General features: G+C 40.5%; 12 protein-coding genes. All 12 read right to left on the bottom strand.

Annotation, left to right across the window (positions count from 1 at the left end; all coding sequences use genetic code 11):
• Nucleotides 1-232: 232 nt before the first annotated feature.
• On the bottom strand, nt 233-433 hold the full coding sequence (locus DW981_RS02920) for a CLI_3235 family bacteriocin precursor (RefSeq protein WP_055196150.1): 201 nt from the start codon (nt 431-433) through the stop codon (nt 233-235).
• 39 nt (nt 434-472) lie between these two features.
• Entirely contained in the window at nt 473-949 is a 477-nt protein-coding gene (locus DW981_RS02915; protein WP_243034646.1) for a hypothetical protein, read from the bottom strand.
• Nucleotides 950-1151: 202 nt separating this feature from the next.
• On the bottom strand, nt 1152-1886 hold the full coding sequence (locus DW981_RS02910; RefSeq protein WP_226948080.1) for a hypothetical protein: 735 nt from the start codon (nt 1884-1886) through the stop codon (nt 1152-1154).
• Nucleotides 1886-3385 (bottom strand): hypothetical protein, encoded by a 1500-nt coding sequence (locus DW981_RS02905; protein WP_118506705.1) that lies wholly within the window; start codon nt 3383-3385, stop codon nt 1886-1888. The genes DW981_RS02910 and DW981_RS02905 overlap by 1 nt, the downstream gene beginning before the upstream one ends.
• 311 nt (nt 3386-3696) lie before the next feature.
• On the bottom strand, nt 3697-4593 hold the full coding sequence (locus DW981_RS02900) for a DUF6674 family protein (RefSeq protein ID WP_055225100.1): 897 nt from the start codon (nt 4591-4593) through the stop codon (nt 3697-3699).
• A 51-nt stretch (nt 4594-4644) separates the two neighbouring features.
• A complete protein-coding gene (locus DW981_RS02895; RefSeq protein WP_118506704.1) occupies nt 4645-5328 on the bottom strand; it encodes a SpoVG family protein in 684 nt (227 codons plus the stop codon).
• Between the two features lie 18 nt (nt 5329-5346).
• Nucleotides 5347-5736, bottom strand: a complete 390-nt coding sequence (locus DW981_RS02890) for a hypothetical protein (RefSeq protein WP_118506703.1) — start codon at nt 5734-5736, stop codon at nt 5347-5349.
• Between the two features lie 11 nt (nt 5737-5747).
• A complete protein-coding gene (locus tag DW981_RS02885; RefSeq protein WP_118506702.1) occupies nt 5748-6089 on the bottom strand; it encodes a sortase in 342 nt (113 codons plus the stop codon).
• Nucleotides 6090-6101: 12 nt separating this feature from the next.
• On the bottom strand, nt 6102-11915 hold the full coding sequence (locus tag DW981_RS02880) for a helicase-related protein (RefSeq protein ID WP_243034645.1): 5814 nt from the start codon (nt 11913-11915) through the stop codon (nt 6102-6104).
• A 1645-nt stretch (nt 11916-13560) separates the two neighbouring features.
• Nucleotides 13561-13929: a hypothetical protein gene (locus tag DW981_RS02875; protein WP_009860904.1), complete on the bottom strand. Its 369-nt coding sequence runs from the start codon at nt 13927-13929 to the stop codon at nt 13561-13563.
• The gene (locus DW981_RS02870) at nt 13926-14144 is read right to left on the bottom strand and encodes a DpnD/PcfM family protein (RefSeq protein ID WP_005602909.1); all 219 of its coding nucleotides are present in this window, start codon (nt 14142-14144) and stop codon (nt 13926-13928) included. The genes DW981_RS02875 and DW981_RS02870 overlap by 4 nt, the downstream gene beginning before the upstream one ends.
• 29 nt (nt 14145-14173) lie before the next feature.
• The gene (locus DW981_RS02865) at nt 14174-15064 is read right to left on the bottom strand and encodes a hypothetical protein (protein WP_006859557.1); all 891 of its coding nucleotides are present in this window, start codon (nt 15062-15064) and stop codon (nt 14174-14176) included.
• Nucleotides 15065-15093: the final 29 nt, after the last annotated feature.

Below are 15093 nucleotides of genomic sequence, written 5' to 3'. Positions count from 1 at the left end.
TGCTGTAATTTCTTTTTCATCTTCTTTTCCCCATAATGAAAAAAATTCATACAATTCATATGGAATAGTAACAACTGCATTTATATTCACATCATATAAGTAATATTTTTTATGTTCAACAAAAATATGTATGTTAGGTTTTTTAATCTTCATTATTACATTCCTCTCCTCGACAAGAAAGCCTTGTACGAAAAATTAAATTCGACAAGGCTTTCCCGCTGTATACTTGGCATCAGTTATTCAATAATAAAATAGGTCCCCTGTTGGTCACGCCAGTTGTATTATACTGAGCGTCATTAGCGATCTGTGTGCCGTTCGCTTCCCCGATAGAATGACAGTTCTGGCACTTACATACGCAGAAGCAAGTACATGAACAAGAAGCATATGCCATAAATGTTCCTTTTTCAGTCTTTGTTTTCTTCCCTAATTTCATATGGAACTCCTCCTTTCTTCAAAATTATAGAAATTGATACTATGCATATGTATCAAAACCTACCTTATTTTTAGTTGTCGCTTCTACAGCAATCATATTTTCTGTTTTTTTATCTTCTTTTTCTTTATCCTCTTTCATTTTCTCCAGCCATTTGTCAATTTCTGAATCCGTACCAGTCTCTCCAAAAATGCCACAGGTTGTCATTTCGGTTCCATTATTCGTAAACTTAAACTCCACTGATATCAGTTTACTACCATGACTTATTGCCGCCTTCTGTGCATTTCGTATAACATCTGGCATAATTGCTAAATTTTCCTCAAGCCATTTCGCAGTTTTTTCATCTCCACATGCCTTTCGCATTACACTTCCGTCAATCAATACAGAAGCATTTTTGCATGGAGTCAAACATTTATACTTGTTAGTCAAATACTTTGAATAGTCTGATACATTTTTAAACTTATTGGCTGAATTCATAGCGTATCCTGCATAATAATTTGAATTTATCGCCACTGACATATTCTATCCCTCCTTTTCTTAGTTATTAAAACCTTTCCATAGCACATCAGGAACATTTTAGCGTCTACCGTTTTAATATAACATGAAATCTATACTTTTCAATCAGCATTGCAGAAAGTGACCTATTTTTGCAGAAAACGTCCAAATAAAGGAAAATACCTCCTTATTATTTCAATATTTCTCAAACATTTTAATGCCCGCATTAAACAATAAACCCAATTTTTTCAAACAGAAATTCACAATATTTATGCATATCCTGATTTCCGCTTCTTAAAACAGAAGAAAACAAAGACTTTATATCTATATTTCCTTCCGTTTTTTCATATTGCTCCAGATAAAGTGAACGGAACTCTAAATAAGAATCTTGAATATAGTCACATGCCTGATTTATATCAAAAGTATCAAACGATTCATTCAATTTTATATTCTGAAATTTCTGCTTATTTTCTGCATTTTGCTTTTGACTTTTGGCAACCATTTTATCCCATTTTATCAATTCCTCAAAACCTTTATTTAGCTTTTCCAATTCTTCATCCATTGACAGCAAACGTCTTTTTCCACTCTCTGAATCATCGCATACATACACTTCTCTTGTTCCATTACTGTATCCTTCTACAATTTTTTGATACATAGTAGAATAGGCATATGCAGCTCCCATTCCAATATCATCGAAACCATACCCATTTTTACTTTCACGGATACTCTTTAAATATTTAGCATTTTCATCCCATAATTCTCGAAGATAATCATTTGACCAAACAGTTTTAGGCACCGTTTCTCTGATATAATTTGCATAACCAGCGTCTAAGGCAAAACTATTATGTATATATGTGTTTTCCTGATTTCCCCCATCTACTTCATCTGAATGTCCTATCTTCCGCTGTTTCAGCTCACTACCCATATGGATATCTGCAACACGTTCTCCTACCCTTATCATCAATCATCTCCTCCATTTGGTTCTTTTCCATTCCAATAAGGATAATAATATTTCATGGTATAAGGTCTGGTAAAGGAAAGTCTATAATTTAAGTTCTCATAAAAATAATTGTACCATTCAATATCTATCACTTTACCTGTATCCGGATCAATATATAAATTTGCCATGTTCAAATCTTTCCAGCATGTCATGTCACTGGAACTTCCTGTCCCTCTAACATGAATCCAATAACAAGGCGTACTCCAGTCAAATACCGATAATGTTAAAACATACTTATCTTTTATTCCTGAAAATGATGAGTTTAAAACATATACCGCATCAGGAATTACCTGCTGATATTCTAATGGCAGTGATGTTCCTTCTGTTTGTAAAAGACAAACATTAAAATTTGATGTTCTTCTCAAAGAAATATCATAATTTACCGAGCTTGAACTTCTCTTGTAAGAATATGAGAAATCTATCTCATTTCCATTTACATAAAAATTTGTTCTGGCGGCATTAAATTGAAAAACTATATTTGCCCTATCACAAACGGCGTAGAATTTTGCAGTTGTATCTGTTGATATTGGCGCAATATTATGTATATATAAGGTATAACCTCTTGTTGCCGAATAACTGCCATCCGTACTTAAAACAACAAAATAATGAGTTCCTTCATCTAATGCGTATAGATTATCCTTGACTGCATACAGTGCATCGCCAGAATAATAATAGACCGCATACTTATCTGAAGTATATTTTAATTCGAACCTTACAGCACTAGCCTCTGAAAGAGTAATCTTATAAAAATCAACATCATATGGACTGTCAATAACACCGCATGTTCCATTTAAATCAAACACACCTGAAACTTCCGTTGCAGTTGAAGGAGAATCATTAAACTCATAGTCCACATCTCTTGTACTGGTATAAAGACCTAATGAAAAATTGCCGCTGCCTTCATACCCTCTTACCGCAATAAAATAAGTTCCTGCTTCAATCTTTCCAGCGATTGCCTCATCAACTCCAGTTCCTTCGTTCAAACTGTTTCCTATGATCGACAATTCTCCACTATCAGCATTTAAACTAAGCAAATATAAATCTGCATCAATTGTATCGTCCATTTCTAAATATATCGTTAATTTGCTTAATTGTTGTATGGTAAAATGATACCAACGAAACTCGTCTGTTATTAACGAATTTGTTTTCTTTTCACCATTCAGTATCTCTACCGCATTATTCGGATCAGTATTGTCCTCCTCATCATTCGTATCCAATGTCTGAATCCCTTCAAAGAAAAAGGTCTGTTCACATTTTTTATTTCCTTCAGCATTATAAGTAATTTCCGGCACTTCAACTGTCGGTATCTCGATTTCTTCTTTTTCAAAATTCTCAAATGTAGTTACAGGAGCTACACTTTCATCATTTTCTGTTGCTTGAACATTCATACTGCTACTAATACCTACTGTAAAAAAAACCGCTGCTGCCATTAACATTGCTAAAAGTTTTCTTTTTACCATTTTGTTTCCCACCTTTCCACTAAATTATTGATAAAGTAATTAAAATTTCAATTTTACAATAGCAAATTCAAATCGTATTTACAATGTACCTTGCGAAAATGACCTGTCTTTGCAGAAAATGACCATCCAAATAAAAAATCCCCTTGAATCACCCATAAATCAACCCTAAAGTTCAATCAAGGTATTTTTTACAAAGCAAATAAATCTATTGTTTTTAGTCCATTCTGGTTATTTCTTGAAACATCCTCCAGATCATAAACTGTTTCAGACAAATAAAAAGGACGCAGGATTTTACTCCCACGCCCCTAAACTTATCTGGCTTTATCTTCCCTGACTTTTGGCAGCTCCTTCCCCACCGTTTCCTGCTTTGCTTCCGATGTCTTTCTTGCCTCAAAAGCATCTGCATTATACTTGTACTCCTGTGGTTCAGCTACCATCGGTGAGTAGATGACCTCTCTTTCTGTATCCGGTGCTTTCTGTTCCTTATCCTTTGTGTGCTCCATACGCTTTTCCTTATCAAACTGCACAGTCATATCCAGATTATCCAGCTTATCAATCGAGGCGTCCAGATGCATCTCCATTGATACAAGCAGTTTTCTCACTGCTTTCATAGGGGCAAGTACAGCCTTTGTGAGATGGTGTTTCTGTTCTTTCTGTGAATAATCCACCTCCGGCTTATCTGCAAAGGTACGGAACGCATTGTTTACGGTCTGCCCGGCTTTTCGGAGTCCCTTTGCAAGAAGTGCTGTCCTTGCAATATCCCTGTCTGTAGATACAATCGTATCTTTTACCACTGTTCTGACATTGAGAAGTCTTTTCTTAATTCCTACAAATTCTGTCACCCTGTAAAGTGCCGCCCTGCCCTTTGCCTTTGTTTCATCAACAATATTCTTGGCAGTAGATTTTACCTGTACCTTTATCTCAGATACCTGTGACTTTATCTGCTCACATCTGGCATTGAGTCGCTCCTGTGCTTCTGTTAATGCTTTTTTTGCATTATTGATAAGGGTATCTTCCTGCATTTTCTTGATCTGGTCCTGCATACTGGTAAGTTCTTCTGTCATAGACACAATCTTTTTTTCCAGACCATCCACATAGGTGCATATCTCAAATACATCATTTGCCTGTTCTTTCATAGTATTCTTTTTTAATAAATCGAGAAGTTCTCTTATGATCTCCTCATTAGTAAGTGTCTTTTCTGCTTCCATCTGCTTTTCCTCCTTATAAACGGGGCAGCATATGCCGCCCCTTAGCCTTAATTATCGAAAAGGTGTATCCTTTTTATCCCTGTCGGGATTTCCGTGGTTCTGTCCGGCATTCTCCCTTGCTTTTTCGTTGCTCTTATCCTTTGCTTTCTCATATTCTGCAATAATCTCATTATAGAGCTTCTCCCTGAAATCCTTTGTGACCGGATAGCAGACATCCTGATAAATCGGTTTGCCGTGCTCGTCCACCTGCTTTGTTTTATAAGAAGGCATTGATACAAAGATTTTCTCTTTGCCCTGAAGGATGTTTACATTATTTACAATGAAGCTGTTTTCAAAGTAAATACGGGCAAGTCCCTTGATATTACTGCCTTCCCTTTCATAAGGTGTTACCGTCACAGAAAACTCCGGCATTTCCTGAGTTTTTCCCTGTGTCTGTGTTTCTGCTTTCTCCGGCTCCCTGATTTTTACATAAGCCTCAAGGATATTAGTATAGAGTTCCTCACGAAACTCTGCCGTGATAGGATTGCATACATCCTTATAAATCACGCTGTTTTTCTCATCACGCTCATTGGAACGGTATCTTGGCATTGATACAAAAAGCTCTCCCTTTTCCTTATTTTCAAGGATTGCGATATTGGTAATCTTGAATGAATCACCAAATACCACGGTCGCAAAACCCTTGATATTGCTGCCATCTTTTGCTCTTACCTCGTTTACCTTAATTGAATACTTCATACGCTGTTCCTCTCTTTCTTATACTTCTGAATTATCATTGTTTTCTGGTATGATAAGCTCACACCAAAGCTGTTCTATCTGTTCACAAGACAATCTGCCATTTAACCAGTTGCCAAGTGTAACAACCATTCCGTCCTGCTCATAGTAGAGCCATTCCTGTGTTTCGATGTTTCCCTCATACACGATAGTCACATCAAAATCAGGCATAAATAATCCTGCCTCCGTATCCCAGATACAGGCAACTCCCTGTCTGAGTGTCAGATTCAGGCTTTCGACATACACAGACCAGCCGCTTACGACAATCTGAAAGTCATCATCAATCTCTGCAATATCGTCCTGAGTGTCGATCAGCTCCTCCATTTCCGATACTGCTTCTTCTATCTCCCCCAGTCGGTATCTCTTATTCATCTGCCGCCTCCTTATATCTGCACCTGACAACAAAACGCATTGTTCCCTGTCCCGGCATTCAGCATTTCACTTCCGGTTTCTTCCATTACCGGGTATCTGATATCTATGCCCGGTATCTCAATAATGCCGATGACACTGCCTTCTTTAAGAATGGCTTCCTCCTCTTTACTAACGGTGGTTTGCTCTTTCTCAACCTCTGACCTTTCATCTTGCTTCTCCTCCAATGTCTGCTCAAATTCATTTATGAGCTGGTTCGTGTTTCTCTCTCCGGTTGTACCCCAGAAAAAAGGGACTGCCATAATGGCAATCCCTGCTGTAATCAGTAGTCCTGTGACCACTTTCCTTATGCTCATAGAGTTTCACTCCTATCTTTTCCTGTTTCTGTCTGGCATATAGATTCCCTTATCCTCTGCAACAATGCCCGCATTTTCTATTCTGTCCTCAGACTTTTCTTCGTCCGGTCCCCCAAGATCTGCGTCCATAGCTTTTGCATTCTCAAGGTCAAGCTGGGCATTTAATTCATACTGCCTTGCAAGTTTTTCTTCCAGTTCTGCACTATATGCAAACGGCTTGTCATACTCCGCCTTTGAAGCCTCAAGATCATTCTGGTACTGTTCAACCTTCTTTTCCAGAAAATCAACATTTTCGTGAAGTCCGTTGAACAGGTTCTCCAGCTTTACCATACTTCCCACCGGACTTGTGGAAAGTTCTGCCTTGTATTCCGTCTTTCCACGAAGCACCATATAGTTGATACTGAGGAAATTCTTTTCCACCAGAAGCTCAAAGCCGTGGAACTTACCGACTGGAGTGGTTTCGCCTGTCTTACATTTGCTGATTGCTTCAAGCATTACGGTTCCACCATCCACTCGCTCTGTATAAGTTGCATTGCCTATGGTAATGGCAAAATCCGGGTTATCAATCAATTCCTTATCCCTTGCCTTTATATCCTCCCTGACATTGGCAAGTTTCTCTGTCGCAGTTTTGATGAGTTTTGGATACTTGATCATAAAATTATCCTGCAATCCGTATCTCTGATTATCATAAGACGCCTTTAAGAGCTTTAATCTCTGGACATCATTGTCAACCTCCATCTTTTCCCTGATTAAAGGGTTGCCTGTAGCAACCGCCTTAATCTCCGCATAAGAAAGTGTTGCCTCATCAATGTCCTCACAGCTTCGGCTCACTGCCTTGCTTGTCATAACCTGACTGATGAAACGCTGCTTGTTTTCCACAAGTGACCAGTTGTATGCATCAAAGGTTTGTTTTGTAACATATCGGTAGATTGCCACCTCATCGTTTTTATTTCCCTGTCGGATACCTCTGCCTTCCCTCTGTTCAATGGAAGAAGGCTTCCACGGGCAATCGACATGGTGCATTGCAACAAGGTGTGTCTGTACATTAACTCCGGTTCCGCACTTATCTGTCGAACCGATAAGGACTTTTTTCTTACCTGTCCTCATTTCCTTAAAGAGTGCATCCCTCTGTGCGTCTGTTTTTGCATCGTGAATAAATGCTATCTCCTCCGCAGGGATACCATACTTGATAAGTGACTCCTTCAGATAATCATAAATCGTAAAGTCCTTGTCCGGTCCCGGTGTTCCAATATCCGAAAAAATAAGCTGACAGCCTATATGACCATCAGCATTTCCTTTTACATATTCTTTCCAGACATTTTCCGCTACCTTATTGAGCTTTCCGTCCGGGTTGTTCGGTGCGTCCTTATCAATCAGTCTTGCGTCTGTTCCAAGAAGTCTTGCTTCGTGCGTAATCTTTAAGAAGTTGTCAACACTTGGATCAACACCCCCGCCCCTTATCCTTTCTGCCCTTACAACAAATTCTTCCATTACCTGCTTCACATACCAGTCCGGCTCCGACTCCACGATAATAGGCTTGCCGCCACGGAGTGCAGGCACATCAAGGTCAAGCATATCCGCTGTCTGCACATCAGCAACCTCACGGAAGATGTTCATAAGTTCCGGCAGATTGGTAAACTTATTGAACCTGCTCTTGAAACGGAAACCACTGCCCTCAACCGTAAGCTCCAGTGCCGTTGTTACTTCTCCGAAGTTAGCCGCCCACGAGTCGAAATGATGAATTCCCATCTCCTCAAGTGCCGATTTCTGCAAATAAAGCTGCATAACATACATCTCACACATTGTGTTGCTTATCGGTGTACCTGTTGCAAATACAATTCCCCTGCCATCATTTATCTCTGATAAATACTGGCATTTAAGCTGCATATCCGTTGACTTTTTAGCCCCACTACTGCTGATTCCCGCCACATTATTCATCTTTGAAAATGTGGCAAGGTTCTTAAAATTGTGTGCTTCGTCTACCATAATAGAGTCAACACCCAGCTCCTCAAAGGTAATGAGGTCATCTTTCCTGCTCTCATCGGTCAGGGATTTAAGCTGTTCCTCCAGCTTTTTCTTCTGGCTTTCCATCTGCTTTACGGTCCAGCGTTCCCCGTTCCGCTCCTTCATATCATCAATCGCATAGGTGATCTCATTTATCTGTTCATTAAGCATTCGCTCCTTTCTCTCTGCCGAAATTGGAATTTTCTCAAATTGCGAGTGCGACATAATGATGCAGTCATAATCGCCTGTCGCAATCCTTGATACAAACTGCTTTCTTCGGCTCTTTTCAAAATCACGCTCCGTTGCAACCAAGATGTTTGCTGACGGGTAAAGCCTTAAAAATTCACTTGCTGTCTGCCCGATAAGCGGCTTTGGCACTACCATAATTGTCTTATTGGCAAGTCCGAGCCTTTTCTGCTCCATACACGCAGCCATCATTTCAAAGGACTTTCCGGCACCGACACAGTGGGCAAGCAGGGTATTTCCTCCCATAAGGATTCGTGCCACCGCATTTTTCTGGTGCGGCTTTAATTCAATCTCAGGGTTCATTCCCGGAAATTGCAAATGGCTTCCGTCATACTCACGCAGGCGGATATTATTGAAGGTTTCATTATAATATTCCACATACTTCTGTCGGCGTTCCGGTTCTGCAAATAACCATTCCTTGAACTTCTCCTTGATCATATTTTGCTTTTCCCTTGCAAGCATTGTCTCATTTTTGTTGACTTCATAATGGTACTTGCCCTCACCATCATCAATCCTGTCCCTGACAGTGACCGTTTTTAAGTTCAGGGTATCCTCAAAAATAGAATAAGCATCCATCCGGCTTGTACCATAGGTTTTCGTTGCCGCCACGGAATGTTTATCCATACTTTTGTTCTCAATGAACCATTCCATACTCATTTTATTCAAGTGTACCTGAATACCGGAATTATAATACTCCGTTCTGATTGCCCTTGCCCTTTTTGGTGTATTAAGCAGCTCATAGATAAACTGTTCATAATCAAGCGGTTCAATCCAAGTTGTACCAATCTTTACATCTATATCCGAGGCTTCAATCCATTCCGGCTGAACTTTCTCTAAGGCTGCGGCATTGGCGGCAAATCTTTCTGCCTGTGGATCGTCGGTATCAGCCGCCATTGCCTTTGCAACACGCAGCTTATCCCTTACATTGCCTGACAGATATTCATCTGCTGTCTCCCAGCCTGCGTCCGGGTTATTTTCATTGTAACGGTCAGGATTAAGAAAAATAATTCCATCGAGTTCCTTTATGAGAGTATCCCTGTCTGTTTCATAAATGGAGAGCATATAAGGAATATTTACATATCCAAACTCATTGACCGATACATTAAGAGCCTCAACTGCAGTTTCTACCCTGTCCACCACGGACTTTGCTTTAATCGTCTGCTTATAAAACATATCAGCCTTCTTCACCTCCCCGTCCTCATTTACTTCTTCCAGACTGCAAAGAAGCGGATAATCGCTGTCATCCCTGAACGCTGTACGGTTTGCTTTGGAAGTGATTGCTCCATACTTTCCAACGAATTTATCATATTTTACATTCAAAAGCTGCTGTTTGTCTGCAAGCTCCTCATCACTACAGCCCTCCATCTGGATATCAATCAGCTCTCTTGTTATCTGTCTGATTTCATCAAGGCTCTTAATACGCCCCTCCGCTGTCGGTGATACTTTCTGCCTTACCATCTCTGAATTTTCCCTGTAGTAAAGTTTTCCTTCAAAGAATGTGTAAGTATAATTTCTGACATCCGGATCAGCGGGAATGACTTCCTCTGTCTGTTCCTCATTATCTGCCAGTCTCTCAAAATCTGTCATCTGTGCTTTGATGTTACTGATTGCCTTATTGAGTGCTTCATACAGATTGAAGTTCTCATCATTATTCACACAGACGGTATATTTGCTGTCCTGTCCGAACATCCTTGTATCATACTGCATTGTACCAAGCATCATCTCCGGGTGCTCTGCAAAATAGGAATTGACTGCTATGCCATCACCTGTGACACCAAGATGTACCCAGTCAGGCTCTATATCAATTTTTCGCTCTCTTTTCTGTAAAAAAAGAATGTCCGCAGTCACCTCAGTTCCTGCATTATCCTTAAATGCAGTATTCGGAAGTCGGATTGCTCCCACAAGTTCTGCCCTCTCAGCCAGATACTTTCGTATAGTCGGATTGCTCTTATCCAGTGTTCCCTTTGTGGTAATCACTGCAACCATACCTCCCGGTCTTGCCTGATCGAGTGCTTTTGCCAGAAAATAATCGTGAATACGGAAGTTATACTTGTTGTACTTTGGATCGAATATCTTATAATCTCCAAATGGCACATTTCCCATAACAACATCAAAGAAGTTATCCGGATATGTGGTGTTTTCAAATCCTGTAATACTGATATTGGCATTCTGGTAAAGCTGTTTTGCTATTCTTCCCGATATGCTGTCCAGCTCCACTCCGTACAGCCTGCTTTGCTGCATTGGTGCTGGCATACTTCCGAAGAAATTACCGATACCCATAGACGGCTCCAAGACATTTCCGCCTTTAAACCCAAACTGCACAAGGGCTGAATTGATACACGTTGCAATCTCCGGCGAAGTGTAAAAGGCATTATTTACAGTTGCTCTTGCCGCACTGTATTCCTCATCGGAAAGAAGCTCTTTCAGTTCTGCATACTCTTTGCTCCACGCAGCATTATTCTCATCAAATGCCTGTGACAAGCCTCCCCAGCCGACAAACTTTGATAAAACAGTCTGCTCCTCCTGTGTTGCAAGTCTGTTTTCTGCTTCAATCTGCTTTAGTGTACAGATTGCATCAATGTTCCACTGGTATCTGGTCTTTGCACCACCCTTTTCTGTTTCCCACAGGTTATAATGGAAATTGAGTTTTGTCTGGTCTTGTGTTTTTTCTTTTCCACGCAGACCTTCCACTGGCGGTAATACTTCCTGTGCAGGTGTTTCAGGGGCAGCCTCCTGTGGTTCGGTATCCTTCTGTGGAATATCTGCCGATACATTCTTATCCTCATCAGAAATTATACGACCATCCGTGTCAATCTTGGTATTCAAGCCATATGCAATCGCCCGTTCTCTGGTTTTAAGACGGCTTTCTCTCACACTGTCCTCAATATCAAAGAACTTGCGGTAAACAGGATTCATCTTTTCCCTGTCAATCTTATTTTTTATGGTCTGATAGATTGCCTTCTGGTCCTCTCCACAGTAAAATGGCTGTTTTACCATATAGGATAAGATTTCATATACCTCACGCCATGATACGGTATCCCCTGCCCTCTCTCCATTTCTGTTTTTGTAGCTTACTTTCACATCTGCACTGCTTAAAGTGTATTCTGTGAGTCCATACTGATTATTGCAATATGCCTTTCTCTCACCCTGAACATTTCCCATCGCTATCTCACAGATCAGTTCCAGCTTATTCGGCATAAATGCAAAATCCGACTGCACCACATCCATAAGGAAAGCACGGAATGGTGTGTAACAGCTACATTCTGACACAAGTATCTCAATGGCATCTCTTAAATCTTTATCCATTGCAGCTACACGGTCAGCATAATCAATCGGCTTGATATACCGTAACTCAGCCGCCTTTCTGTTTACAGCATAACTGTCAGGCTCATCAGGAATAGCATAATCATCAATTTCTGATTTCTCCTCCTGCGTATCAACTTCACGGTACTCTGCGTCAATGACTTCATCATCTTCACGAAGTCCGTCCATTGCAAGCTCATCAATACGAGGTGTCTCCGACTGGTATTCTCCGGTAAGATAAGTACACCGATTTCCTTTTCGACATTCTTCCACGAAACGTATCCTTCTACTTCTCCATCTTCATCTTTCCATTGGATACGAAGTCCCGAACCGTGAAATGTGTCATACCCGTGCAAGCCCAGACCGTCAAGCGGCCAGCTTGCACCCCCCTGACCATATTCTGCCTTGATACGCTTTGCTCTGGTTCCTGCGTCTATCTCTGTCTGATAGATTTCACACACCCTGCCTTTTCCACCGACAAAGCCAGTTCCTTTCATAAGTATCTCTTTTACATACTCACTTGGTACACTCTCTGCTTTCTTTGGATTAAGGTAATTATATTTTCTGGCAAGGGCAGCCTTTTTATCCTCCTCGAACTGACGCATAAATTCATTGTGTCTGGTTTCCTCCGGCTGCTTCACACCAAAACTTGCCTGCCCGTTTTGGTCGAAAAAAAAGGAAGCCTGTGTATATTCGGCTTCCTTACTGACACCCAATGAGTTAATCTCATCAAGCTCTCTATTTAATTCTTCCTGTGTTTCTAATGAAACTTCATCACGATCTGGTGGAGCACTACTTCCTCTGCCTGCATCTTCGCCTGCTCTCTTATCTTCCACATCTCCATTGTCGATGACGGATTCTGTGGCTTGTGCTTCATTAGATACTGTTCCTCCAACTGATCGTAAAGCTGGTTTGCTTCCTCCTCTACTGCCGACATCTTCTCGTACATCTTCCCGAATCTCATCAGTGTCTTGTACCTTGCCGGTTCGTTCTCCAGAAGATACTTCATTGCCATTCTCCCGTATCTGCCCAGCTTCGTTAAATCCTCTGTCTCGTCCGGCATTGTCAGCTCCGGATACAGCAGTCCGTCCACTTCCTTGTAAGTCATTGCTTCTAACATATGATATTCTCCTTTCGCTCTCAATCGTTTGTAAATTCCTACTAAATTCTCTAAGAACACTACAGGAGACATCGCATACAAGGGAACCAAGACGGTAAACTATCTCCTCATCTTTGATATTTACAATCTGACTGAAATCCTGTTCTTGCACAGATAAGTCAAATCCACATCTCGTCCCTACAGCATACATAACACTGGAATATACTAACTGCTCCATATCGCTATCCTGCTGTAAGCCCTTGCGTTTTTCGTTGAATTCCTTTATCACACTACCTGATAGCTGCATTAGTTCGGACATTCTATCCCCGAACTCCTCTTTTATTATATTCCAAACATTTGTTCCTGTAAACTGTTTTAACGTATTTTTTAGTGATTCTCTGTCATCGCTTTTATACCGCTCCATCTGTCCTTCCGATACCAGAAAGTCTGCATAACTTTTCAGGTTTTCCCCCTCCAGATCCCAAGTCAGCTTCACATTCTTTCCGCCTGTATCACTGATATCGAAAATATATCTCATACGGGGATTAAGTGCCCTTGAGGGGAAGATAGCACAGCCCTTTGCTCCACGCTTTACATATCTTCCCACTTTCTTCCAAGTGTCATAATCTGCCATAAGGGTACTTTTCTCCGGTGATCTCTGAGCTGTTACCATAACGATATTATCAAATTCATAGCGATATAACTGACCAGCAACTTTTAATACATCTTTCCAGTTCTTTTCAGAACGGGTGATGTTGCTGATTTCTGAATCATATATCGCTTTGACCTTCATATCAACACTCATGTGTCACCCTCCTTTTACTTCAGTAATTCTGCAAACATTTCCTTAAAGAGCTTTGACTCCTCCCCGTCAAGCTCAATCACAAATTCTGCATCAACCGCCTGTCCATCACATTTGCCCTTTCCTTTTACAATCTTTCGCATAATCCTGAGAAGCACATAACACTGCTTTGACTTGGCTATGCTCTGCTTAAAGGCAAGTCCGTCGCTGTCAGCCGACTGCTGTGTCTCATAGACAATCACATTCAGCTTTCTGCTGATTTCCTCAACTTTCTCATATGGAATACTGACAGACGATTTTACCTCTCCCGGTCTTTCCCATTCCTTATGAAGTTCGTTTAATAAAAATTCCATATCCTTAATAACTGCTGTCTGCTCATTTTTCATCGTGTCTTTCCTCCATTTTCCTTTAATGAAGAAGGGAGCTGTTCTTCGCTGTATGGCGAAAAATCAACTCCCTTCATATCCTCCGCATCAAGGACTATCTGTTCTGAATAATACATATCCATTGCCTTGTTTATGGCATCGTCAAGTGACTCTGCCTTTACTGTCTCTACCCTTGAGAGAACTTCTTTTATCTCAATATCAAATTCTTTTTCCATTCGATATCAGCCTCCAATTCCATTTTTCCTCATCGGCTCTTTTTTTCTTTTACCTGTCTTTCCTTAAAACCTTCATCATACTTTCCATCTTCAAGCCTGTCATAAAAATATTCCTCCTCTATCGTTCCAAATTCCTTATACATCTGGTGCAGGAAATCATTCTGCATATTTTTTGGAATATCATCATCCTTTGACAAATCCTGATAAAAATAAAACTTCTGCTTGAGTTTCGCCCTGTAATCATAAACATCTTTTATCTTTTCAGGTGTCCCGTATTCTCTTTTATATGCCTTAAAGTTGGTCTGCGAAAGTGTGGAACCAAGATAAATCCCGTGCTCCCACGATACCCCAATCGTTGTGTTATCCTTAGTTGGCTCCTCGTCTTTCGGATATCGCTTATACTCTGTTGCTCCAAGAGCAATCGTGAGAGAGCCGCTTTTCATATCCATTACCACAAGATTGCGTGGAGATAATGCTTCAAGTACCATATAATCGTGGTCATTAAAATTATGAAATGTCTGCCCCCTTTCAAATGTCCTGTCGCATTTTTCATAATGCAGGATAAAGTCATCTATCCAGCCTCTATCCGTCATTCCAATCTCATCCATCTTTGTAATACACTCTGGGGAACTTGTTGCCTTATCAAAGTAAAATTTCTTTGAATCATTATAATATCCTTGCAAAAAGCGTCCCAGTTCCACATCATCTCTACAGAATTTTGCAAAAACTGTAACATTTGCTGCCCTGTAATACTCTGTAAAACCTTCCGCAAGCGTTCTTCCAAGAAGCAGCATCTGATCTGCAAGCTCTGACATATCATCAATGGCAACGAACTTCTTATAATCTTCCAAAGTCATAAGCATATTTCTTTCTGTTCCCTTATAATTCTCCATTACAAGAATCATATCCTTTAAATCCATTCTTACCTCCTGTCCCAGAGAGGACTTTC

Source organism: Clostridium sp. AM49-4BH (assembly GCF_003478335.1).
Classification (GTDB): Bacteria; Bacillota; Clostridia; order Lachnospirales; family Lachnospiraceae; genus Butyribacter.
Note: the sequence above shows the minus strand (reverse complement) of the source record. Positions and strands in the feature narration are given on the sequence as shown.

Bases quoted from the DNA above. Each gene is read 5' to 3' on its own strand.
- DW981_RS02890 (WP_118506703.1), bottom strand. From the start codon at position 5,736: ATGAATAAGAGATACCGACTGGGGGAGATAGAAGAAGCAGTATCGGAA.
- DW981_RS02915 (WP_243034646.1), bottom strand. From the start codon at position 949: ATGTCAGTGGCGATAAATTCAAATTATTATGCAGGATACGCTATGAAT.
- DW981_RS02895 (WP_118506704.1), bottom strand. From the start codon at position 5,328: ATGAAGTATTCAATTAAGGTAAACGAGGTAAGAGCAAAAGATGGCAGC.
- DW981_RS02885 (WP_118506702.1), bottom strand. From the start codon at position 6,089: ATGAGCATAAGGAAAGTGGTCACAGGACTACTGATTACAGCAGGGATT.
- DW981_RS02900 (WP_055225100.1), bottom strand. From the start codon at position 4,593: ATGGAAGCAGAAAAGACACTTACTAATGAGGAGATCATAAGAGAACTT.
- DW981_RS02920 (WP_055196150.1), bottom strand. From the start codon at position 433: ATGAAATTAGGGAAGAAAACAAAGACTGAAAAAGGAACATTTATGGCA.
- DW981_RS02905 (WP_118506705.1), bottom strand. From the start codon at position 3,385: ATGGTAAAAAGAAAACTTTTAGCAATGTTAATGGCAGCAGCGGTTTTT.
- DW981_RS02910 (WP_226948080.1), bottom strand. From the start codon at position 1,886: ATGATAAGGGTAGGAGAACGTGTTGCAGATATCCATATGGGTAGTGAG.
- DW981_RS02865 (WP_006859557.1), bottom strand. From the start codon at position 15,064: ATGGATTTAAAGGATATGATTCTTGTAATGGAGAATTATAAGGGAACA.
- DW981_RS02875 (WP_009860904.1), bottom strand. From the start codon at position 13,929: ATGAAAAATGAGCAGACAGCAGTTATTAAGGATATGGAATTTTTATTA.
- DW981_RS02870 (WP_005602909.1), bottom strand. From the start codon at position 14,144: ATGGAAAAAGAATTTGATATTGAGATAAAAGAAGTTCTCTCAAGGGTA.